Source organism: Fluviicola sp. (assembly GCF_039596355.1).
Lineage (GTDB): Bacteria > Bacteroidota > Bacteroidia > Flavobacteriales_D > Crocinitomicaceae > Fluviicola.
The window spans coordinates 526,543-546,574 of the sequence record NZ_JBCNJW010000001.1 but is presented as its reverse complement, the minus strand read 5'-3'; the positions used below and the strand labels follow the sequence as shown (position 1 = coordinate 546,574).

The window sequence follows — 20,032 nt, the reverse complement described above, 5'->3', positions numbered from 1 at the left end:
CTCGCTATAAGCGCGGCAAAGGTATGAAATTCAAACTATTTCCCGTGTTACCCTTCTGTCATAAAAAGATGAAATCCTGGAAGGCTATCTTTCCAGCCGGTTACGAAGTCAGCCGTTATTTCTTCAACAAGTTCCGCTTTTCCATTTCGCTGCGCAATTTCTCCGGAATAGGTCGGCAATTACAGTTTTTCTGATGCTCCAGGTGCCAGTGAACCCGTTCTTCGAAAGTTGCATTTTGAGGCATCCGGTTTTGTTCGTGCCATGCTTTGTTCGTTTTCATAGCTATTTAGTTATTGATCTTAAATCAGAATGAAGATCATATTCTACCATATTTCAATGCCTGCTGCAGGCACCACAAATAATCAGTCATTGTTCGACTGAGCTCATGCAAGTCCCAATAGCTATCGGGATCGTGGCTTTCTATATTTCCAGTACAAATCTTGTTTATCCTGACGTTTGGTTAAGTTACCATTATTTTCAATTCCTGCTACCAATACAACACATAAGAACCGATTTTCATTAACTTCATCGAACGGAAAAAATCTGCTTCCAATGGATAAACACCAGCTCAACCTGTTTAAATCGGCATTCAAGCGAGCCAATTACGGCAAGATTTCCATGCCCAACCGCATCGATATCAGCAAAATATATGATATTGATTTTTATCCTCCGGGAATGATGCGTGGCGGCTGCAAAGTTCGTTTTGTAATCCGGAAGGATGAAAACGGTCATTACTCACTCGAATTACTGGCAGTTACGGATTCTGAAAGCTGGCACAAACGCATTGAGCACGACGGCAGGATCGTTGACCTGGAAAACTACATCAACTTAAATGAAGTCAAGATCCACGAGGAAGATCCCGAACAAACGGAAAGAGAACGCCAGAAAATCCGCAACTACAATGAATCACTGCGGAAAGAACTCATCCGAAAAGGGCTCGAGCAAGATACCGACCGGCCTGAATTCGAACGGGATCAGGTGATTACGATCCGGAATTACGGGTTTTAAAGGCTTTCCGTGTGCCGGAGACTAAAAACAAAAAACCTACATATTCAGTTCAATTAAAAAATACATTCAAACAGCAAGCGGAACCATTCCCTGTATATATTTGCAGAAACTTTTCGTTATGAATCGAGACGCATCCTACTTATTCGTTCTTTCGCTTTGCTGTGTTTTATTACTGACAGCCTGTAAAAAAGAACGCACCCTGGAAGCCGATATTACGATGTTGAATGCTGAAGACGATTCCCCGATTTCCGGCGCAAAAGTAATCTACGAATACCAGTCTCAGTCCTCTTCCGAAGTAATCAAAGAAGAAGTCGGCACGACCGACGGTGACGGGAAATTCCACTTCAACAGGAAGATTGCCCAATTCGATACTTACACCAAACTGCGTGTTTTTGCCGACGGTTACGAAAATGTGTATACGAACGGTGTTGAAATCGGCATTAACCCCGGATCTGATAATACGGTCGAGAAGAAAGTATACCCGTCATACCTGTTTAGCTTTTCCCTGAAAAATGCCGCTTGTTTTAATGAAACGGATTCAATCTGGGTTAGTGATATTTACACCTACCAGCCCTACCCGATTCTTTTCACAGGATGTGTCGATACTACTTTGAGTTTCATGAACCAATATCCTTTCACGGAATGGAGCTACCTCAAAAACAAAACGTTGACCTTTAAGGTGAAACGCAACGGTGTCGTAACCACTTCCCAGCAACAGGTGAGCTTCCTGTTCAACCAGATTACACCGGTTCACATCGTCCTTTAGAATGTTGAGCTGTTAAACGTAAAATTATCCCCGGGCATTTTCCGGATGGCCGGCAATTGAATTACCTTTGCAGAAGACCAATTCGTATCAGCAATGTTCCCGGAAAATTTATTGAAACAGATCCAGTTTATCAAGGAAATTGATCAAATCAAGTACATCCAGCGCAGAACCAAATTATTCAACAGCGACCGTCCTGAAAACGATGCGGAACACAGCTGGCACCTGGCCATGATGGCTGTGGTTTTATCGGAATACTCCAATGAGCCGGTCGACGTTTTGAAAGTAGTTAAAATGGTGCTGATCCACGACATCGTGGAGATTGATGCCGGAGATACGTTTATTTACGACACGCAGAAAAATCACTCGAACACGGAAGAAGAACTCCTGGCTGCCAAACGTATTTTCGGGCTGCTTCCGAAAGAACAGGCAGAAGACTTCATCGCTGTTTGGGAAGAATTTGAAGCGGGAGAAACCCACGAAGCCAAATTTGCCCGTGCAATGGATCGACTGGAACCACTGCTCCAAAACACTTCCAACGACGGCGGAACCTGGAAAGAATTCGACGTGAGTTTCGAGAAAGTATTCCAAAAAAAGAGCATCATCAAAGAGGGTTCAGACACCATCTGGAATTTTGCCGAACAACTGCTCAACGAAAGCGTTGAAAAAGGAATCCTGAAGAAGGAACATTAATTTTCTCTTCCAATCCGGCTACACAAATGCGCTGTAGCCCGTGATGGCTCTCCCGACAATCAGAGTATTGATTTCCCTGGTTCCTTCGTAAGAATAAATGGCTTCTGCATCTGCAACAAAACGGGCCACGTCGTGTTCCAGCAAAATGCCGTTTCCTCCCATCACTTCGCGCGCTTTGCTAACGATATCCCGGGTGCGCAAACTGCAAAACACCTTTGCCAGCGAAGCATGTTCGTCGGTTAGTTCCCCCTGATCCTGCAATTCCGATAAGCGCGCCACCATGGTCTGCATCGCCGTCAGGTTGGTGAGCATTTCCACCAGGTGATTCTGGATCAATTGGAAAGAGGCAATCGGTTTCCCGAATTGTTTGCGTTCACGCGTGTATTTCAACGCCGCTTCATACGCTCCGCGGGCACATCCTACCGCAAGCCAGGCCACACCTGCACGTGTCATGCGTAATACGTTTGCAGTATCTTTAAAGGAATTGGCGTTTTGTAAGCGGTCTGCTTCTTCGACCACACAATCGGTCAAAGTGATCATACCGTTCTGAACGATCCGCAACGCCATTTTATCCTCCATTTTTTCGACGTGCAGTCCGGGCGTGCCTTTCCGAACCAGGAATCCTTTCACTTGTTTGTCCTCTTCGTCTTCCGCCCAGATAATGATCACATCCGCAAACGTAGCATTGCCGATCCATTTCTTTTGCCCGTTGAGTGTCCAGCTATTCCCGTTTCGCTTGGCCCTCATGGTCAAACCTCCTGCAACCGCAGAACCTACTTCCGGTTCGGTTAACCCGAAAGCTCCTATTTTCCGCAGGCTTTTCAATTCCGGAAGCCATTCCTGTTTTTGCGCTTCCGATCCGCAGAGGTAAATGGAGCCCATGACCAAACCGCTTTGTACGCCGAAAAACGTGGCGAACGAAGCATCCACACGGGCCATTTCCATCGCTAATACACCTTCCATCAAACACGATCGCAGCGGATTACTATAGCCTGCATACGCCACCCCGCAAATATCCAGTTCCGCTACTTTCGGAATCAAATGATGGGGAAATTCACCCCGCAGCCAGTAATCGTTCACAACCGGCTTCACATCACCTTCCATAAACGCCCTGACTTTCAGCTGAAGTTCCCGTTCATCCGGACTAAGCGTGTGGCTGATATCGTAAAAGTCACCGTCGATCGGGGGAAGTTCTTTCTTCGGATGGTTCCCGCTGATCATTTTCATCAATCCGGCCAGTTGTCTATCATCCAGTTTCCCTACTTTATTCATGACTTCCGCAAGGTCTATCTTCTGCGATAAACGAGACAGCTGCTCCAAATCGACCTGCTTAAACAGGCTCCAGGTATTTTTAATGTTCGAAATAAAAGACATAACTGAAGGTTTTCCTATGAATGTAGGACAAAAAGACGTGCCCGAATCTTAAAAGAACTTAAATCAATACAAATAAATAGACAAATCTGTCTATTTATTATTTACCTTTGTTCCATGAAGAAGTTAAGAGGTCAGATTGTCATTGATAAAATATTGGATACCGCCGAGCGATTATTCTACGAACAGGGATATTGCAACACCGGTATCAATCAAGTCATTGAAGAAGCAGATATTGCCAAAGCTTCGCTCTACAAACATTTCGAATCCAAAACCGACTTGCTGGTTGCCTACCTGCAGCGTTTTCACGAACGCTGGTTCGGGCGCCTGGAAGCATTTGTACACAACGAACCGAATCCGAAAAACAAACTGCTGGCTGTGATCGATTATCACCGGGAACGACAGCAAATCCGGGAATTTGGAGGCTGCCCGTTCATCAAGGCAAACGAAGAAGCAGGCGCAACGGATCCACGCGTCCGCGCTGAAATCCAGCGGGCCAAACTCCGTGTGAAAGCATTCATTGCAGAACTGGTGGCTCAATCCGGTCACAAACGAATCCTGGCAGACGACGAACTAACCCAACTCCTGTTCCTGGCTGTGGAAGGCGGAGTGGTAGAAGCTTCCATTTTCAAACAAACAAACGATTTAGAATTTGCAAAAGACATCCTCCAAAAACTGATCTGACATGAACGAAACAAACAACAAATGGCTGCAACTCATCATCGTGCTTTCTGCTCCGCTCCTTTCTGTAATCGACGTATTCATTATCAACATTGCCATTCCGGCGATTAAAAAAGGCGTTCATGCCACCGACGCGCAGGTTCAGCTGGTCATTGCAGGTTATCTCCTGGGGTACGCCGCTTTCCTCATTACAGGAGGCAGGGCCGGCGATCATTTCGGACGCAAAAAAGTATTCTTTTGGGGAATGTTGTTCTTCACGGTCACTTCTTGTTTGTGCGGTTTATCCATGACTCCTTTTCAATTGAATGTGACCCGTTTTTTCCAGGGAATGAGTGCTTCATTCATGGTTCCGCAGACCATTGCTTTGATCCAAACGCTTTTTACGGATGTAAAGGAACGCGCAAAAGCCATCAGTCTGTTTGGAATCACACTGGGAATTGCGTCCATTACCGGGCAGGTACTGGGCGGTTATTTATCGGACATTCACTGGATTGTAGCCGGCTGGAGACTCATTTTCTTTATCAACCTGCCGATCGGGATCATTACGTTGTGGGCCACACATAAATACGTTAGCGAAACCAAAATTTCTCACAGCACCCAATTCGATTATTCGGGAATTTTCATCCTCACCTTTGCGCTGTTTTGCCTTATTTACCCCTTAATCCAGGGACGCGAAGCAGGCTGGCCGCTTTGGAGTATCGGACTACTTGTTTTGTCAGTGGTAATATTCATTTACTTCGTCTACAACCAAAAAAAGAAACTGGCTGAAAACCGCAATCCGCTGATTGACGTGCGTCTCTTTCAAATCAAGGATTTCGACATCGGTTTATTGGCCGTGTTGTTTCACTTTATGCTCCACACCTCCTACTTGCTGCTGAGTGCTTTGTACCTGCAAAACGGTTTGGGAATCTCCGCGATGAATACCGGTTTGTATCTCATTTTGCCCGGCTTCCTGTTTATGACTTCTTCCATTCTCGCGTCCAAATGGATCATCCGTTTCGGAAAACGGGTTTTGCAGGCCGGAATCCTGTTAATGGGAATCACGTTTTACCTGCAAATGGAATGCTGGAAACCGGGAACCGATTCCTGGGTCATTATTTCACTCATGAGTACCTGGGGATTTGGAAACGGACTTGTTCTCCCTTCCCTGCTCAACATCGTATTGAAACGCGTACCAACCGAATATGCCGGTGCGGCTGCGGGCATTTATTCTACCTTTCAGCAAACAGCTTCGGCATTGGGTGTGAGTATCATCGGGGGAATTTTTTTCTATTTTTCCAAACAGGGATGGCAAACGGCGTATAGCGCAGGGATCATCGCAATACTGATTTGTGTTGCTTTGGTCGGAATTATGTTGTATTTATTACCAAACGAATAAAATGAAAGCAAATCAATCCATTAGAAAAGTGGCTGTGGTCGGGTATAACCGCCTGCCTTTTGCCAGACAGAATACGGCATACGCAGAAGCGAGCAACCAGGACATGATGACCGCTGTATTGAACGGCCTGATTGAGCGCTATCACCTCGAAGGCCAGCTTCTGGGAGAAGTAGCAGGAGGAGCTGTTTTAAAACACAGTGCCGAGCGAAACCTCATGCGTGAAAGCGTGCTGGGAACCAACCTGAATCCTGCCACACCGGCTTGTGATATCCAACAAGCTTGTGATACCGGGCTGGAAGCGGCGATCTACATTGCCAATAAAATCGCGCTTGGCCAGATCGATGCGGGAATTGCCGGCGGAGTCGATTCAACAAGTAATGTACCCATTGTGGTCAGTGAAAACCTTCGAAAAATCTTGCTGGCGGCGAATCGTTCCAAAACCTTTGGAGCCAAATTGAAGCAGTTTTTCAAAATCCGTTTCAGGGATTTGGCTCCGGTCACTCCTGCAGGCGGAGAACCCCGCACCGGACTCACCATGGGCGGTCACACGGAAATCACGGCAAAGCACTATGGCATTCCACGTGAAGAACAGGATCAACTGGCACTGGAAAGTCACCAAAAAATGGCACGCGCTTATGACGCAGGTTTCTTCAGTGACATGATAACACCTTACCTCGGCCTGGAAAGTGATAACAATTTAAGACGCGATACCAGTATCGAGAAGCTGCAAAAGCTCAAACCGGCTTTCGACAAAATCAACGGGACGCTGACTGCCGGAAATTCCACACCATTTACGGACGGCGCATCCTGTATTTTACTGGCAACCGAAGAATGGGCACAACAGCATAATCTTCCCATCCTTGCATACATCACATTTGCCGAACTTGCCGCTATTGAATACGTGGAAGCTCAGCATAATTTGTTGTTGGCGCCTGTTCATGCTGCAAACCGGATGCTGAAAAAGGCAGACATGAAATTGCAGGACTTCGATTTTTATGAAATCCACGAAGCATTTGCCGCACAGGTACTGGCAACGCTGAAAATCTGGGAAAGTCCGGAACTGAGCAAACAGTTCGGGTACGAGGCCCTGGGAAAAATAGACCGGGATAAGCTCAATGTGAACGGAAGCAGTTTGGCTGCCGCACACCCCTTTGCTGCAACCGGAGGAAGAGTCATTGCAACGATGGCCAAACTCCTCCACCAAAAAGGCTCGGGGAAAGGATTTATCTCGGTTTGCGCAGCCGGTGGGCAGGGAATCACGATGATTTTGGAAAAGTAACAACAGATTCTGATGGACTATTATTTCAAAGATATGGACTCTCCGGTAGGCAGAATCCGGCTGGTGGGAAGCGACAAAGGAATCGCCGGGGTGCTTTGGGAAAATGACAATCCCAAACGAATCAACATTCAATCCTATTCGGAAGCGACCGATCATCCGGTTTTGTGCGAGGCGGAAAATCAACTGAACGAATATTTTGCCGGTGAACGAAAAGACTTCTCTCTCCCACTCGATTTCGTCGGAACGGAATTCCAGAAGCAGGTTTGGGAAGCTCTCTTATCTATTCCCTTCGGTGAAACGCGGACATATGGACAAATTGCCCGGCAGATTAACAATCCGCAATCGCAACAAGCCGTGGGAAACGCGAATAACAAGAATCCGATTGCGATCATTGCTCCATGTCACCGCGTAATCGGCGCTTCAGGCGAACTGGTTGGTTTTGCGGGCGGGCTGAAAAACAAAGAAATCCTCCTGAAAATCGAAGGCAGAGGCGGAAATCAAATGAGTCTCTGGGACGAAGAATAAACCGTAAACCAATCCCGTTATTGCCATTTTTGACAGGGATGATGTAAACCAACAGTATTCATCAGGCGCTAAAATTTGAAAAATAAATTTGCGCAACCGAAAAGTTGCACATATATTTACAAGCTCGAGATGACATCATTTAATCCTGAACAAATGAAACATCATTTGCTATTCGATTTTACCGTTGACAAGGCAGCAAAAACGGTATTTATAACACGGGAATTCAATGCAGAACTCCCGCTGGTGTGGGATGCATTTACCCAAGCTGAAATCCTGGATCAGTGGGTCGCACCAAAACCCTGGACATCCAAAACAAAATTCATGGAATTCAAAGCAGGCGGACGCCGGTTTTATGCCATGGTCAGTCCGGAAGGTCAGGAGCGCTGGGCCATTCAGAAGTATACTTCCATCAGTCCCAAAACCAATTTCAAACTCTTCAATGCATTTGCCGACAAAGACGAAAATCCGGAATTACCGGGTTCCGAATGGGATTACACCTTCAGCGAACAAAACGGCATCACCCGAGTGGATATCACTATTTACAATGAGTCCCTGGAGCGTCTGGAGAAGATGATTGAAATGGGCTTCACGGAAGGATATAAAATGTCGATGGTCAATTTGGAAAACGTATTGGAATCCCTGTCCGGAGTATCTAAACAATGATTCGGACGAACTATCTCCATCTGCAAAATCGTGGTCAGAAAAACCAACTTGATACGGAGTCTTAACACCACGGAAGCCTGTGACACGGTTTTAAAGAAAGACAATCATTATTACATTGATACCAGGTCTTTTTGATGAGCGTGATCATGGTGACGAAAGAAAAAAGCGAACCGCCACCGCCATTCGCTTTTTCGTTTAAGATTTTATGTAGGTAACACCATTTAAGACCATGGAGTAGGTCATTTGATTACCCGGATCTAGTTTGGGGGCCTGGTCAATCTTGAATTTTTTCGAAAAGATTTTCAGGGTACTGCCTTTAACACGTGCAGTTCCTCTCACCGTAACCGTTGCTGTGCCATTGCTCTCAAAAACTGCTTTACTGTCAGAGCCGATGTTGATAGAATAACTTTTATCCGAATCATACCCGATCCAATAGCCCACATAATCAGCATTCACCTCAGCCGCCTTTTTCTTGCAGGAAAAAGTAAGTGAAAGTACCAGGATACTAAGCACGCAAAAAATTGTTTTCATCATTGATAATCATTTAAGTTTAGTTAGTAGGGAATTTCAGGTGGTCATCCAATCCCGGGCAAATCTAGAACTATTTTTCAAACTGCCTGTAAACGATTCATTCCGGAAACACTTTATGCGATGAAATCCACGATTGATTGATGACCTTTACTTTTTGCAAGCTCTATCGGAAGTACTCCGTTTTTGTCTGGTCGGTTGTTATCTGCTCCCTGGTTAATTAAAAACTCAACAATTTCAAGGTAACCACCTTCAGCAGCAGCATGAAGAGGAGTTTTCCCGTCCTCATCCGTTTCGTTGATATCACTTCCGTTGTTAATGGCATCTTTAACCAGGTGCATTTTACCAACCGCACAGGCATAGATCAGTGGCGGAACTCTTTTAAAACCTGGTAAAGAAGACAAGGGTGACTCCGCGAGGTCATTTCCTGCATTCATGGCAGCGGCGATCGACAAGAGTTGCTGATCCATCCGCAAGGTATCTTCTTCATCCTTTGTCAGACTGACTTTGTTTTTCTTTTTCCAGTTAAATAGTCCCATATTTTGAAATGTTAGTATGTTCGTGCAACAACTTCTGGCTTTCCGAAACGGATTTTAGAAGTGATTTCCTGTTGACCAGCAATAAAGTTAATGAAATGAACAAAACAGTGAAAATGAGAATGACGCAAAAAGAAAAAGCATCAGGAAAGTGATGCTTTTTCTTTTATTTAAAGGCTACTAACCGAACCAATCAAAGGAACCTGGACTGGTTTAGCAATCCCATAAATGACGACGACACCGGAACCTCCTCCCCATGTCGAAAAAGCAGGATCAGGTTTTGCCTGCATCACAGTCTGTGGCAGATTCCAGTTGTTGGCACACCAAAGATTCCCGGCCTGATCCACAATGACATCGGTCAGCATCTGAATACTACCGGAATGAATGGTATGAATCACATCTCCTGTATTGAAAGCTTCCGTGCGTTTGTTTGCTGAAGCACCGGCCATGAAGGATACTCCCCTTCCCAAAAAGTTGGCACCCCATACATCATCATTTCCATCCACAGAGATTCCCCAGGGAGCATTCAGTTCACCATCACCGTAAGGTGTCAAATCAGATGTGTGAGTCCTGATATCAACCTCATCAATTGGTCTGGCATCAGCAGGAATCATAAAAACAGAACCGGTTTTACGATGGTGTCCCAATGTTTGCTGAAGATGCGGATAACCAAGAGCAAACCCCTCAATAATCGACACACCGTCTGTAGGAGTCGTGGAAGGGAAATCCGGACTGGTGTTGCAAGCTACCCAGCAATTTCCGATTGAATCAAGTGCCACACCACGTCCACCACCTGCCAGGAAAAAGCGTTCTACCTTCGGATTTCCTTCCGATGGAGTATAACGCACCAATGATTTACCGTTCGTATTACTGATCCAGACACGGTTTGCATGATCTATAGTGGCTGCAAACGGAGCAGAAAGAACAGTTTTCTGGTTCTCATCAACAATTGCAACAACTTTACCTTTGGAAAGATCACCACCCGGGAAATAGAGCATTTCATTGGACGAAGTTCCAACAACCCAAATATCCCCGTTGGGCGCGACGCCGATACCTTGCAATCCACCGATCTCCGTTAAAGCGTCAGCCAGTTTTTCCGGAACCTGATCGACAAGCGGAGAACCGTCTTCCAGTTTATGTACGCCAATAGCTCCGTTAAAACTCGTCACCCAGCAGGTACCCGCATTGGTAATAGCGGTTCCCCAGCCTACCCCATCAACTCCCATCCCAGTGTAACCGGTAACAGGCGGCGAAATCAACTTACCGGTTGAATCCAGCTTAACCAGTCCTCCGCCAATCCCCTGGTAAACGCCGTTTTGTGCTCCGGGCATCCAGTTCAAACCGGTCCACAGGTTGCCATCCTGATCCAAAGCGAGTTTTCCGGGTGCGCAAATTCCACCCTGACCAAAAACCAGGATCATTGCAAAATCCTCCGGGGCAAAACTCAGATACGGCACAAACGGAGCGCTTCGCCGGCTCACAGGAACCTTACTGTTGGGCTTTGCCGGGAAACCATCCTTCGGCTGCGGGTATGCTTTGTCGAAAAGATTAAATAATTCTGCCGGATGCAGCCAGGGAGACCGGGCAATTCCAATCATCGCTTCAGCAGTATTCTCCGGTCTTTGACCTCCTAACGGCTTTGCGTAATCCAAAAAACCGGCGCGCCAGCTATCCGCATCCGTACTTACCGTCCCATAAGCCGTGATCAGAGCTGCCAATGTATTTAAGCGTGCCAGCGTTTCATTTTGTGTGATATTGAACGGATCAGTTAACACATCCCCCCAGCTTCCTGTTACAGGATTCACCAGGTTGGGTGTATTTTTAGCAGCAATTGTAACTCCCTGCACCTTTCCTGACAACTGAAGTCCGCTAAAAAACTGGGCGCAGGTAAAAGCAGATGCCACTGTCGTGAACTCATTCACCACAACTCCTTTCGTTGCAATTTCTTTCTGAAAATCCGGTGACAGAACCGACAACAAAACCACGTTCGAAGAATGCAATACTGCAGTGATATAGATAACAGAATCAGCTGATTGGGGAGTTCCTGTTAAGGTAAATTTCCCGTTTGCTTCTTTAGTCACTTCGTACTCACCTATTGAAGTCTGGGAATTTGCCTCCCACAATTTCACAGTTGCAGTAACAGCAGAGGATTGGTTAAAGGATAATGTTCCCTGAATAGTTGTTTGATTAGACATCGTTTTAATTTTAAAGTTAATAGTGATTGACTGTTTTTAGTTCCGATTCGTCTTTCCAATCAGAACCAATTACACAGATCATTTTTGCCTGTCTAAACTAACTATTTTTTCTTTTAATGATTGATTTTCAGATGTGTTTTGAATGGCATTTATTTCCTGGACGGGAAGATCCGGAGTCGCCTGGTGAAAAATACGCTTCAAACAATGATTTCGGTCAAAGTGGAGTCAGCAGGATTTTTATTCTCCTGGAAGTCTACCCATTATTAATTCTAAGGTAGATGCTCCGGGTATTATGCAGCCCGGTGTTTCGTTCATCAATTTCAAACTTACGCGTGCTTTTGATTAAGGGTAATAATTTAGGAAATCCGTAATTTCTAGGATCAAAATCGGGTTTCTTTTTAAGGATATAACTGCCAAGACTTCCTAAAAACGTCCAACCAGTCTCATCAGCCAAATCGTTTACACTTTCAACGATTATTCGCGTTGTCTCTACATCTACTTTGCCAGTAAACTCTTCTTTTTTCGACTTTTTATTCAGTTTGTTTACAACCTTGAGCTCAGCTGTCGTGTTTTTTAGAATTTCCAAATAGATGAATTTATCACAGGCAGAAATAAACGGTTTCGGTGTTTTCTTTTCACCAAACCCAATAACGGTCATCCCGGCTTCTCTCAGTCTTGTAGCCAATCGGGTAAAATCGCTATCACTTGAAACAATACAAAAGCCATTTACCTTTCCCGAATAGAGAATATCCATAGCATCAATAATCAATGCACTATCGCTAGAATTCTTCCCTGTGGTATAGCTGTATTGCTGAATCGGGGTAATCGCGTTTTCAAGAAGTACATTCTTCCAGCCGGAAACAGTTGGTTTAGTCCAGTCCGCATAAATACGTTTGATTGTTGGAGTGCCATTTTTCGCAATTTCCTCCATCATTTCTTTCACGTTGGAATAAGGAACATTGTCAGCATCAATTAATACGGCTAATTTATCTTCTGTCATATTGTTCAAGCGAGTGTTTCTTTAGTAGAGATTCCATGTAGTATGTCTCAATGACGTAAATTAAAAAAAATAGGTAACATCAGCTACAAACATGATTCCCTGAAAGCGAAAAGATCTGATACGATTCGAAGCGGATGAGAAGGTCGTTTTGGTGAAAAATGTGAAAAGAAAAGGGCCATCTCCAAAGAGACGGTCCTTTTTTAGATACTTGAGTAATACTAATTTGCTAAAGAAACGTTAACGGCATTTAATCCGTTTTTGCCTTCCGCCGTATCGTAAGTTACGCTATCGTTTTCTCTAATTTCCTGGTTCAAACCTGTAGCATGTACAAATATGTCCTGTTCGTTTTCTCCTTTGATAAATCCGAAGCCTTTTGCCTCATTGAAGAATTTTACTGTTCCTTTATTCATATTCTTTTTTTGTTCCCTTTATTCCGGAACTTTAACGATGTAATGAATTCTTAGCCGTACGTACTTCGCACGGATTTTTTACGGAAAAATGTTGAATTAATTGGAGTGTAAATTTGACTTTACAGTCTGATTGAGAAAACAATCTTCTATGGAATTTGGTTAAAGGTACAACTAAATCCCTTATTTTCAATTATTTATTTTTTTATTTTCAACTCTTTCAATGCCTGTTTCACTTATCCCCGGCTGAACACCCTATCCATACAACTCATTATCAGTTATATATCTCCCCGTGCTTCGTTCTTCTTTTCCGGTTGTTACCACCATTCTTCTGATATTATCGAACTGAACGTGGTCCGGTGAGTTCAGTGGGCGTGTAACCAAAGTGTTTTTTGAAAGCGAACGAAAAATGCGATAAATTCTCAAAACCAACTTCGTAGCAGACATCGATGGGTTTCCTTTTCTTTTCAAGCAATTGATAATGTGCCAATTCCAGTCGTTTTTGAGTCAGCCAGCGTTGGGGAGTTGTACTAAACACCCTGGTGAAATCACGTTTGAAGGTCGTTAAACTTCGTCCGGTGAGATAACCGAATTTCTCCAATGGCAAATTGAACATGAAATTTTTTTCCATATATGCCGCAAGGTCTATTTTTCCGGGTTCTTCAAAATTTGTCAATACCTGGTCTATTTCATCATCGATAGCCCTTAGAATGCTGATTGCTTCGGTAATTTTCAGTTCGGCAATGTTTTCCGGTAGTTGCTTCATCTCAAAATAAGGAATCAGGGATGCCAGACAGCTTTCAAGCAGCGGATGGTTATTGAACAGATGGATTTTAGGTGATCCGGCAGGTTTCTTACGGACGTTCATTCCCTCATAGAATTTCCTCAGTCTGTCCGTCGACAAATGCATCACCACCGTTTTATGCGGTTCTCCGTTGGTGGGATAATTAATAATTGTTGCCAACTGGTTTCTTGGAATCAGGAAGATATCACCTTGCTTAAAAAAATAAGTTGCATCGGCTTGTACAATTTTGGTTTCACCTGAAATGAACCAAATCAGCATGTGGTGGTCGAACATCATATCCGACTTAAAAAACCGATCATCGTAGCACGAAAGCTTAATGTCTTCTGTGATGTACTTTGCCTGATACTCCATTGCGCGTTTTTTGGTAACAACATGAATCCCTGATACAAAAATAGAAAGAAACATAACGATTTGATTTTAGACAGACTGTCCGCCGTCAATCAGGAAATTTGACCCGGTGATAAACCCGGCTTTGTTACCCGACAAAAAGAGGATCAACTCAGCGACTTCACTCACTTCACCCAACCTGGACAAAGGGATACTATCCATGAGCTGCTGCTCCAATTCAGGGTTCAACCCTATTTTTTCCATCATCTCCGTAGCAACAGGCCCCGGGCTAACCGCATTTACCCTGATTTTCCGCGGAGCCAGTTCCAGTGAAGCAATTTTCATTACTGCATTGATCGCCGCTTTGCTGGCTGCATAAACGGATGCACTTTGAGGCGAAATAGTTGCCGACGTTGAAGACAAAAACACCACCGAAGCATGATCATTCAGAACCGGAATCAACTTACTGAGCATAAAATAGGCTCCTTTAAAATTGACGTCCATGACTTCGTCAAAAACCTGCTCGGTCGTTGATTCGATCAGTGCAAACCTGGTAATACCGGCATTAATGAGCAAAATATCCACTTTTCCATAGCGCTTTTTTATTTCGGCAACCAGGTTGTCTATGTCGGATAAATTGGCTTGATCTGCCAGTAAACCGGTGACATTTAATTCCGAAGCAGCTTTTTCAATGGCTGCCTTTCTTCTGCCGGTGATGATCACCTGAGCACCATGTTGGCTCAATACTTTCGCCGCAGCATAGCCAATACCGCTGTTACCACCTGTAATGACGGCAACTTTATCTGTTACTTGTTCCATGTGATTTTCGGATTAAAAAGATTCGCTTATTTTGAAGGTAATTCCAGTCATTTCTTCACTCATTTTCCACAAGCGTTTTGCATTTACCTCATCCAAAGAATAGCGCTTAACGCCACTCGACACAGACGTGTCAGAAGCCAGCTCCGCAATATCCGCATCCTCGCAATACACACCGCCAATATGGTTCAATAAAGGGCTCGTGGCACACCAAACCGTTGTTGCTGCTCCCTGCGGAATGGTTTTCAGTGAGGCTAAAACTTCGGGCAACAGGTTGCCGTCAGCATCCAAAAAGCCCAATTTTTGGAATTGCTCCAGGGTAGCTTCCCTCCCAAGTTCAGTTCCTGCAATAGAACCGGGGTGCAAAGAATAAGCTCTTACTCCGTATATTTTCGCCCAATGATCAAGTTCCACGGTGAATAAGTTACATGCTGTTTTTGATTGTCCGTAAGCCTGAAGCGTCTCGTATTCCCGGTGAAGAAAATGAGGGTCGTCAAAATGAAAAGGCGCAAACTGATGTCCGTGAGACGAGACATTGACAACTCTTGCTCCCTCAGCCTTTCTCAGTGCAGGCCAAAGTCTGGCGGTGAGCTGAAATGCTGCCAGGTAGTTGGTAGCCAATTGAGATTCGATTCCACGTTGGTCTTTACGCAGCGGAACCCACATAATTCCCGCATTGTTGATGAGTAAATGAAGCGGTCTGCCGGAATTTAAAAACTGCGCAGCAAAGGCATCAATAGAATCCGGATCCATCAAATCCATTGTTTCAAGCTCTACATTTGCAATACCCGCTAAATTTCTTTTTGCTTTTTCCGTATCTCTGGCAGGCACAATAACCGTTGCTCCTGCCGCAGCCAGTACTTTGGTTGTTTCCAGTCCGATTCCCGTATTACCGCCCGTTACGATTGCAATTTTCCCGGTAAGATCAATTCCCCTGATGACATCGCTCGCAGAAGAGTTCGAATTGAAGCCTGAGCCTGCGCTTTTTTGCAATGCTCCCTGATAATTGTTTTGTTCCATCTTTTAATCATTAATTGTTTGATGAAACAAAAGTAATGGCAGTTTTTCCGGGCTACTTTGTTCAAACGTCCGGATTTGGTTTGTTTAAAAGACCGGGATTCCACGCACTCACTTTTAATGTGGATCATCATGAACCCGCATGTTATGAACCGGATAGTAGTAGTTTCTGTAATTGCATCGTGTCCTATTCGATAAAACGAACTCATCCGGGAGTAAGAAACGCATAAAATGTCAGCTAAATGATAACCTAAACTCCATCGGACTTTGTTTCGTCTTGGTTTTGAATAATTTGCTGAATGACTGCAAATGCTCAAAGCCCAGTTCGTATGCAATTTCGCTGATCGATAAATCTGTTGCAGACAAAAGTGCTTTGGCTTTTTCAATGAGCTTGTCGTGTATGTGTTGTTGTGTACTTTTCCCGGTTAATGTTTTAAGCAAACTGCGCAGGTAAGTTGGCGATACGTTTAAGTTATCTGAAATGTATTGCACTGTCGGCAAACCCTTTGTCGCCAGGTCATCGCTGTTCAAATAGTCCGAAAGCAGTTTTTCCAATCGGTCCAGGATTTGGTGATTGGTAATTTTACGTGTAATGAATTGTCGTTGATAAAAACGTTCCGAATAGTTCAACAAGGTTTCCAAATGCGAAATGATAATATCCTGACTGAACTTATCCATATTCGCATGATATTCGTTTTGAATATTTTTTGCGATGTCATGAATGATCGTTTCCTCCTTCTCAGAAAGAAACAATGCTTCGTTTACAGAATAGTCAAAGTATTCGTATTTCTTTATTTTATGAGCTAACGAAGTTCCCCATAAGAAATCAGGATGTATGAACAACATCCAGCCTTCCAGGTTTTCAGGAACACCTTTTTCTTCGCCACGCAAAATTTGTCCCGGCGACATAAACGCCATTAAACCTTCGTCAAAATCATATTTCTGTTGCCCGTAATGAAGTTTATCACACCCTCTTTTCAGGGATATCACATACAAGTCAAACAGCACTGCCTGTATCTCTGAGTCATTTTTCATTCCTGATAAATCAACCAGGCCAATAAGCGGATGCTGAGGCTTTGGAAGCCCCATTAAGCGATGCACTTCCGTTACGGATTGTATTCTATGTGGTTTTCTGTTTACCATTTCGTAGAACGAATTTAATTGTTAAACTCCATTATTGAAACTCTCAATGGCTGTCGTTTACATACTCTTCCGCTAAGAATCGGGCATGCACAGACTAAAATTCAACCTTTGCTAATTGTTGCGACAGCTCCCATAATTTTAGCGAAACGTGGACATCCTTTGCTTGCTCAGGGATTTTTGCAATGGAAGGGAATCCCCGTGTTTCTTTCATTTTATTTGGCCCGTAATATCCTCCTCCTTTGGCATCCGGAGAAGTGGCGGCATATAACGTCGGCAATGCTCCCTGTGCCGCTGGTTGAAACAAAAATGGAAGAAAGGTTCTCACTGTACCCGCAAAACTCCACCGTCCTGCACCGGTTATCAGAAGATTCGTGCGTGAAACACCGGGATGGGCAGCCATACTATTGATCCCCCAACCATGCTTATCACTTTGCCGCTGAAGTTCCAGGGCAAACATCAGGTTTGCAAGTTTTGCCTGTCCGTACGCTTTCATCGGAGTATACGAAGATTCCGATTGAAGGTCATCAAAATAGATTTGTCCTGCACGATTCGCGACACTTGAAACGGTTACAACACGTGCACCAGGCGATTGACGCAATAATGGGAGCAGCTGAGCCGTCAATGCAAAGTGACCAATGTGGTTGGTTCCGAACTGCAACTCAAAGCCATCCACTGTTTCGAGTCGTTTGGGAGGAGTCATCACTCCCGCATTGTTGATCAGAAGATCGATTGGCTCTCCCGATGCGACCATGCTTTCAGTAAAAGCTTTGATGGAAGAAAGATCCGCCAGGTCTATTTTTTCAAAACGTACTTTTGCTTTGGGGTGAATTTGGTGAATCTTAGCAATTGCCTCAACACCTTTTTGAGCATTACGCCCCATCATGATCACATTCCATCCTGCTGCCGATAACGCCAGGGCATCTTCATACCCAACACCTTCCGTACTACCTGTAATGACAGCCAAACCTTCATTTCTTCGAGGAATATCAGACGCTGTCCAATGGTTCATTTTGTCTTGCATGTTATCTGTTTTTTTGTTGGTTCAAAATTGCAACGGATCTCAAAAACAGGTTTAGCCTAAACGACTTTTGGTTTAGTCAAAAAACGGTTCTTTCTTAAGAAAACCCATTTGAATGATGCTGCACAATAACTAAGCACCGGATAAATTGACCGGATTCCACGTGCAAACTAAACTTTTTGAGGAAATTCTGAAAATAAAGTAACAGAAAAAGGATGATGACAGCTTGAAGTACGGACTGTACGAGAACAAGGAATTCCTTTTGCACGTGAGTAGTACCGTCAAGCGGGGAAATGTCAAACGTTTCAACTTTTTTGATAGAGGATCCGGACAGATTTTTACAACTTGAAACGATTGATTACTATGTAGTTTCCCCAATACCAGGAGCAACACCATCCAGGGAGCACCACTGCTCAATAGAATGACATCAGGCCCATTGCGGTAATACCTTGTTGTGCGAAGTTATTTTTTCCGGATTGCAGTTAGACCGACCCCTTCTTTCAGTTGTTGTATTTGGAGTTTTATAACTTTTCCTTTCTTATCCAGAACAAATTCATACGTTACTTCCGGGCGAAAGCCGATTACAACAAATTTAGTTTCTGTAACGGGTTTTAGCTGAAATTTGCTATTTGTCCATAATCGTCCAAACTCATAATATACTTGTCCGTCTTTTCCGTTTTCGTACGTGTAGGTCCCTGCGTATTTTTTCAGCGTTTTTGAAGATAATACAAAAGGTTTTTCAAGTGGCTGATCATACAGTATTTTGCGGACATTCTGTGCAACCAGCTTTATGTTCTCGGTTATATTTGTTTCATTATTTTGTAAGATAATGATTGTTTTGTCATGATCAATATCACGTTCAAAAACGGTTAAATAGCCCGCCCAACGTCCTGTATGACTCACTATTTTACCGTACAAACTATCCTGATTGATAAACCAACCAAATCCATAGTCTGTTTCAAGGCTGTCTTTTGTTTTGTATGATGAAAAAATAATCTTTTTGTCTTCATCGTTAATGAGGTTATTTGTATAAAGAGCTCTGTCCCATTTTAACAGGTCATGTAAGTTGGAATTGACCATTCCGTCTCCGAACGTTCCATCTAAATAAACATACAACGAGTTTTTACCTTCTTCATCCGGTAAAATCTTTCGTTTTAAACTATCGGAATAGATATATCCCAAAGCATAATTACCGATTTGTTTAGGCTCGTATCTTTTTCGGTATACAAAGGTGTTATTCATCCCGAGTGGAATAAATATTTTTTCTTTCAGATAGTTCTCAAATGATTTCCCGCTTACCCGCTCAATAATCGATGCGAGTATGATATATCCTGAATTACTATAACTGAATTTTTCTCCTGATTCAAATTCCTTTTCAGGGTGTGATTTCTGAAAAAACGTTATAACATCCTCATTCGTTACAGAGTTTGTCTTATCACCCTTCTCTTCCATCATCAGCTGCATATAATCAGGCAAACCTCCTGTATGAATTAATAAGTTTTGAATGGTGATATTTTCATATTTTTTTAGTTCGGGAATGTATTTGCTTATGGGGTCATTATAAGACAGTTTCCCCTCTTTTTGAAGTTGTACAATTCCCATTGCTGTAAACTGTTTGGAAACAGAGGCTAATTCAAAAACCGTTTCAAGATTCAACTTTTCGTTGGTTTCTTCATTGGCCAAACCAAAACTCTTTTCATAAATCACATTTCCATGTTCTGCAATCAGAACGTTTCCGTTAAACTCTCCCGAAGCATACAACCGGTTAAAAAGAGAGTCTATTTGATTGGTTCTGTTGGTTTGTGCAACAACGATAGTTGATAATAAAAGTAATATCGCCCAAAGACAGATTCTTTTGTACATTTTTTAAGTGTTTTTA

At 43.7% G+C, this 20,032-nt stretch carries 21 protein-coding genes; 8 read left to right on the top strand and 13 right to left on the bottom strand.

The features are described 5' to 3' along the window. Positions 1-115: 115 nt before the first annotated feature. The gene (locus ABDV94_RS02195; RefSeq protein WP_343604384.1) at positions 116-280 is read right to left on the bottom strand and encodes a hypothetical protein; all 165 of its coding nucleotides are present in this window, start codon (positions 278-280) and stop codon (positions 116-118) included. Between the two features lie 272 nt (positions 281-552). Between ABDV94_RS02195 and ABDV94_RS02190 the strand changes: the two genes are divergently transcribed. The 3 genes from ABDV94_RS02190 (at position 553) to ABDV94_RS02180 (ending at position 2,464) form a co-directional block, all read left to right on the top strand. Beyond that, on the top strand, positions 553-1,008 hold the full coding sequence (locus tag ABDV94_RS02190) for a hypothetical protein (RefSeq protein ID WP_343604383.1): 456 nt from the start codon (positions 553-555) through the stop codon (positions 1,006-1,008). Between the two features lie 118 nt (positions 1,009-1,126). Continuing rightward, the gene (locus tag ABDV94_RS02185; RefSeq protein WP_343604382.1) at positions 1,127-1,774 is read left to right on the top strand and encodes a hypothetical protein; all 648 of its coding nucleotides are present in this window, start codon (positions 1,127-1,129) and stop codon (positions 1,772-1,774) included. A 93-nt stretch (positions 1,775-1,867) separates the two neighbouring features. Beyond that, a complete protein-coding gene (locus ABDV94_RS02180) occupies positions 1,868-2,464 on the top strand; it encodes an HD domain-containing protein (RefSeq protein WP_343604380.1) in 597 nt (198 codons plus the stop codon). Positions 2,465-2,482: 18 nt separating this feature from the next. On the opposite strand, the gene ABDV94_RS02175 is transcribed toward ABDV94_RS02180, so the two are convergent. Further along, complete coding sequence (locus ABDV94_RS02175) at positions 2,483-3,838, bottom strand: acyl-CoA dehydrogenase family protein (RefSeq protein WP_343604378.1); 1,356 nt, start codon at positions 3,836-3,838, stop codon at positions 2,483-2,485. Between the two features lie 114 nt (positions 3,839-3,952). Here ABDV94_RS02175 and ABDV94_RS02170 point away from each other — a divergent pair, with 114 nt between their 5' ends. The 5 genes from ABDV94_RS02170 (at position 3,953) to ABDV94_RS02150 (ending at position 8,361) form a co-directional block, all read left to right on the top strand. Then, complete coding sequence (locus ABDV94_RS02170; RefSeq protein WP_343604376.1) at positions 3,953-4,519, top strand: TetR/AcrR family transcriptional regulator; 567 nt, start codon at positions 3,953-3,955, stop codon at positions 4,517-4,519. Position 4,520: 1 nt separating this feature from the next. Beyond that, entirely contained in the window at positions 4,521-5,894 is a 1,374-nt protein-coding gene (locus ABDV94_RS02165; protein ID WP_343604374.1) for an MFS transporter, read from the top strand. A 1-nt stretch (position 5,895) separates the two neighbouring features. Further along, on the top strand, positions 5,896-7,173 hold the full coding sequence (locus ABDV94_RS02160; protein ID WP_343604372.1) for an acetyl-CoA C-acetyltransferase: 1,278 nt from the start codon (positions 5,896-5,898) through the stop codon (positions 7,171-7,173). A gap of 12 nt (positions 7,174-7,185) precedes the next feature. Beyond that, positions 7,186-7,698 carry a methylated-DNA--[protein]-cysteine S-methyltransferase gene (locus ABDV94_RS02155; RefSeq protein ID WP_343604370.1) on the top strand — a complete coding sequence of 171 codons (513 nt, stop codon included), beginning with the start codon at positions 7,186-7,188 and terminating at the stop codon, positions 7,696-7,698. Positions 7,699-7,851: 153 nt separating this feature from the next. Beyond that, positions 7,852-8,361, top strand: a complete 510-nt coding sequence (locus tag ABDV94_RS02150; RefSeq protein WP_343604369.1) for an SRPBCC domain-containing protein — start codon at positions 7,852-7,854, stop codon at positions 8,359-8,361. A gap of 195 nt (positions 8,362-8,556) precedes the next feature. Here ABDV94_RS02150 and ABDV94_RS02145 read toward each other — a convergent pair whose 3' ends face one another. The 11 genes from ABDV94_RS02145 to ABDV94_RS02095 all read right to left on the bottom strand — a co-directional run bounded on the left by ABDV94_RS02145 (position 8,557) and on the right by ABDV94_RS02095 (position 20,016). Further along, positions 8,557-8,895, bottom strand: coding sequence for a hypothetical protein (locus ABDV94_RS02145; RefSeq protein ID WP_343604367.1), 339 nt, complete (start codon positions 8,893-8,895; stop codon positions 8,557-8,559). A gap of 110 nt (positions 8,896-9,005) precedes the next feature. Next, positions 9,006-9,428, bottom strand: a complete 423-nt coding sequence (locus ABDV94_RS02140; RefSeq protein WP_343604366.1) for an ankyrin repeat domain-containing protein — start codon at positions 9,426-9,428, stop codon at positions 9,006-9,008. A 167-nt stretch (positions 9,429-9,595) separates the two neighbouring features. Beyond that, positions 9,596-11,620 carry a hypothetical protein gene (locus tag ABDV94_RS02135; protein ID WP_343604364.1) on the bottom strand — a complete coding sequence of 675 codons (2,025 nt, stop codon included), beginning with the start codon at positions 11,618-11,620 and terminating at the stop codon, positions 9,596-9,598. Positions 11,621-11,873: 253 nt separating this feature from the next. Further along, the gene (locus ABDV94_RS02130) at positions 11,874-12,620 is read right to left on the bottom strand and encodes an NYN domain-containing protein (protein WP_343604362.1); all 747 of its coding nucleotides are present in this window, start codon (positions 12,618-12,620) and stop codon (positions 11,874-11,876) included. A 218-nt stretch (positions 12,621-12,838) separates the two neighbouring features. After that, positions 12,839-13,030: a cold shock domain-containing protein gene (locus ABDV94_RS02125; RefSeq protein ID WP_343604360.1), complete on the bottom strand. Its 192-nt coding sequence runs from the start codon at positions 13,028-13,030 to the stop codon at positions 12,839-12,841. A gap of 334 nt (positions 13,031-13,364) precedes the next feature. Next, positions 13,365-14,183 (bottom strand): helix-turn-helix domain-containing protein, encoded by an 819-nt coding sequence (locus ABDV94_RS02120; RefSeq protein ID WP_343605345.1) that lies wholly within the window; start codon positions 14,181-14,183, stop codon positions 13,365-13,367. Between the two features lie 66 nt (positions 14,184-14,249). Next, positions 14,250-14,978: an SDR family oxidoreductase gene (locus ABDV94_RS02115; protein ID WP_343604359.1), complete on the bottom strand. Its 729-nt coding sequence runs from the start codon at positions 14,976-14,978 to the stop codon at positions 14,250-14,252. Positions 14,979-14,990: 12 nt separating this feature from the next. After that, positions 14,991-15,995, bottom strand: coding sequence for an SDR family NAD(P)-dependent oxidoreductase (locus ABDV94_RS02110; protein ID WP_343604358.1), 1,005 nt, complete (start codon positions 15,993-15,995; stop codon positions 14,991-14,993). 231 nt (positions 15,996-16,226) lie between these two features. After that, positions 16,227-17,135: a helix-turn-helix transcriptional regulator gene (locus tag ABDV94_RS02105; RefSeq protein ID WP_343604356.1), complete on the bottom strand. Its 909-nt coding sequence runs from the start codon at positions 17,133-17,135 to the stop codon at positions 16,227-16,229. Positions 17,136-17,229: 94 nt separating this feature from the next. After that, positions 17,230-18,156, bottom strand: a complete 927-nt coding sequence (locus ABDV94_RS02100; protein ID WP_343604354.1) for an SDR family oxidoreductase — start codon at positions 18,154-18,156, stop codon at positions 17,230-17,232. A gap of 459 nt (positions 18,157-18,615) precedes the next feature. Next, the gene (locus ABDV94_RS02095; protein ID WP_343604353.1) at positions 18,616-20,016 is read right to left on the bottom strand and encodes a serine hydrolase domain-containing protein; all 1,401 of its coding nucleotides are present in this window, start codon (positions 20,014-20,016) and stop codon (positions 18,616-18,618) included. Between the last annotated feature and the right edge of the window lie 16 nt (positions 20,017-20,032).

Excerpts from the sequence above, each read along its gene's own strand:
- ABDV94_RS02150 (WP_343604369.1), top strand. The coding sequence starts at position 7,852 with ATGAAACATCATTTGCTATTCGATTTTACCGTTGACAAGGCAGCAAAA.
- ABDV94_RS02165 (WP_343604374.1), top strand. The coding sequence starts at position 4,521 with ATGAACGAAACAAACAACAAATGGCTGCAACTCATCATCGTGCTTTCT.
- ABDV94_RS02120 (WP_343605345.1), bottom strand. The coding sequence starts at position 14,183 with ATGGAGTATCAGGCAAAGTACATCACAGAAGACATTAAGCTTTCGTGC.
- ABDV94_RS02155 (WP_343604370.1), top strand. The coding sequence starts at position 7,186 with ATGGACTATTATTTCAAAGATATGGACTCTCCGGTAGGCAGAATCCGG.
- ABDV94_RS02100 (WP_343604354.1), bottom strand. The coding sequence starts at position 18,156 with ATGCAAGACAAAATGAACCATTGGACAGCGTCTGATATTCCTCGAAGA.
- ABDV94_RS02110 (WP_343604358.1), bottom strand. The coding sequence starts at position 15,995 with ATGGAACAAAACAATTATCAGGGAGCATTGCAAAAAAGCGCAGGCTCA.
- ABDV94_RS02160 (WP_343604372.1), top strand. The coding sequence starts at position 5,896 with ATGAAAGCAAATCAATCCATTAGAAAAGTGGCTGTGGTCGGGTATAAC.
- ABDV94_RS02175 (WP_343604378.1), bottom strand. The coding sequence starts at position 3,838 with ATGTCTTTTATTTCGAACATTAAAAATACCTGGAGCCTGTTTAAGCAG.
- ABDV94_RS02180 (WP_343604380.1), top strand. The coding sequence starts at position 1,868 with ATGTTCCCGGAAAATTTATTGAAACAGATCCAGTTTATCAAGGAAATT.
- ABDV94_RS02145 (WP_343604367.1), bottom strand. The coding sequence starts at position 8,895 with ATGATGAAAACAATTTTTTGCGTGCTTAGTATCCTGGTACTTTCACTT.
- ABDV94_RS02095 (WP_343604353.1), bottom strand. The coding sequence starts at position 20,016 with ATGTACAAAAGAATCTGTCTTTGGGCGATATTACTTTTATTATCAACT.
- ABDV94_RS02115 (WP_343604359.1), bottom strand. The coding sequence starts at position 14,978 with ATGGAACAAGTAACAGATAAAGTTGCCGTCATTACAGGTGGTAACAGC.
- ABDV94_RS02130 (WP_343604362.1), bottom strand. The coding sequence starts at position 12,620 with ATGACAGAAGATAAATTAGCCGTATTAATTGATGCTGACAATGTTCCT.
- ABDV94_RS02195 (WP_343604384.1), bottom strand. The coding sequence starts at position 280 with ATGAAAACGAACAAAGCATGGCACGAACAAAACCGGATGCCTCAAAAT.
- ABDV94_RS02185 (WP_343604382.1), top strand. The coding sequence starts at position 1,127 with ATGAATCGAGACGCATCCTACTTATTCGTTCTTTCGCTTTGCTGTGTT.
- ABDV94_RS02140 (WP_343604366.1), bottom strand. The coding sequence starts at position 9,428 with ATGGGACTATTTAACTGGAAAAAGAAAAACAAAGTCAGTCTGACAAAG.
- ABDV94_RS02125 (WP_343604360.1), bottom strand. The coding sequence starts at position 13,030 with ATGAATAAAGGAACAGTAAAATTCTTCAATGAGGCAAAAGGCTTCGGA.
- ABDV94_RS02105 (WP_343604356.1), bottom strand. The coding sequence starts at position 17,135 with ATGGTAAACAGAAAACCACATAGAATACAATCCGTAACGGAAGTGCAT.
- ABDV94_RS02135 (WP_343604364.1), bottom strand. The coding sequence starts at position 11,620 with ATGTCTAATCAAACAACTATTCAGGGAACATTATCCTTTAACCAATCC.
- ABDV94_RS02190 (WP_343604383.1), top strand. The coding sequence starts at position 553 with ATGGATAAACACCAGCTCAACCTGTTTAAATCGGCATTCAAGCGAGCC.
- ABDV94_RS02170 (WP_343604376.1), top strand. The coding sequence starts at position 3,953 with ATGAAGAAGTTAAGAGGTCAGATTGTCATTGATAAAATATTGGATACC.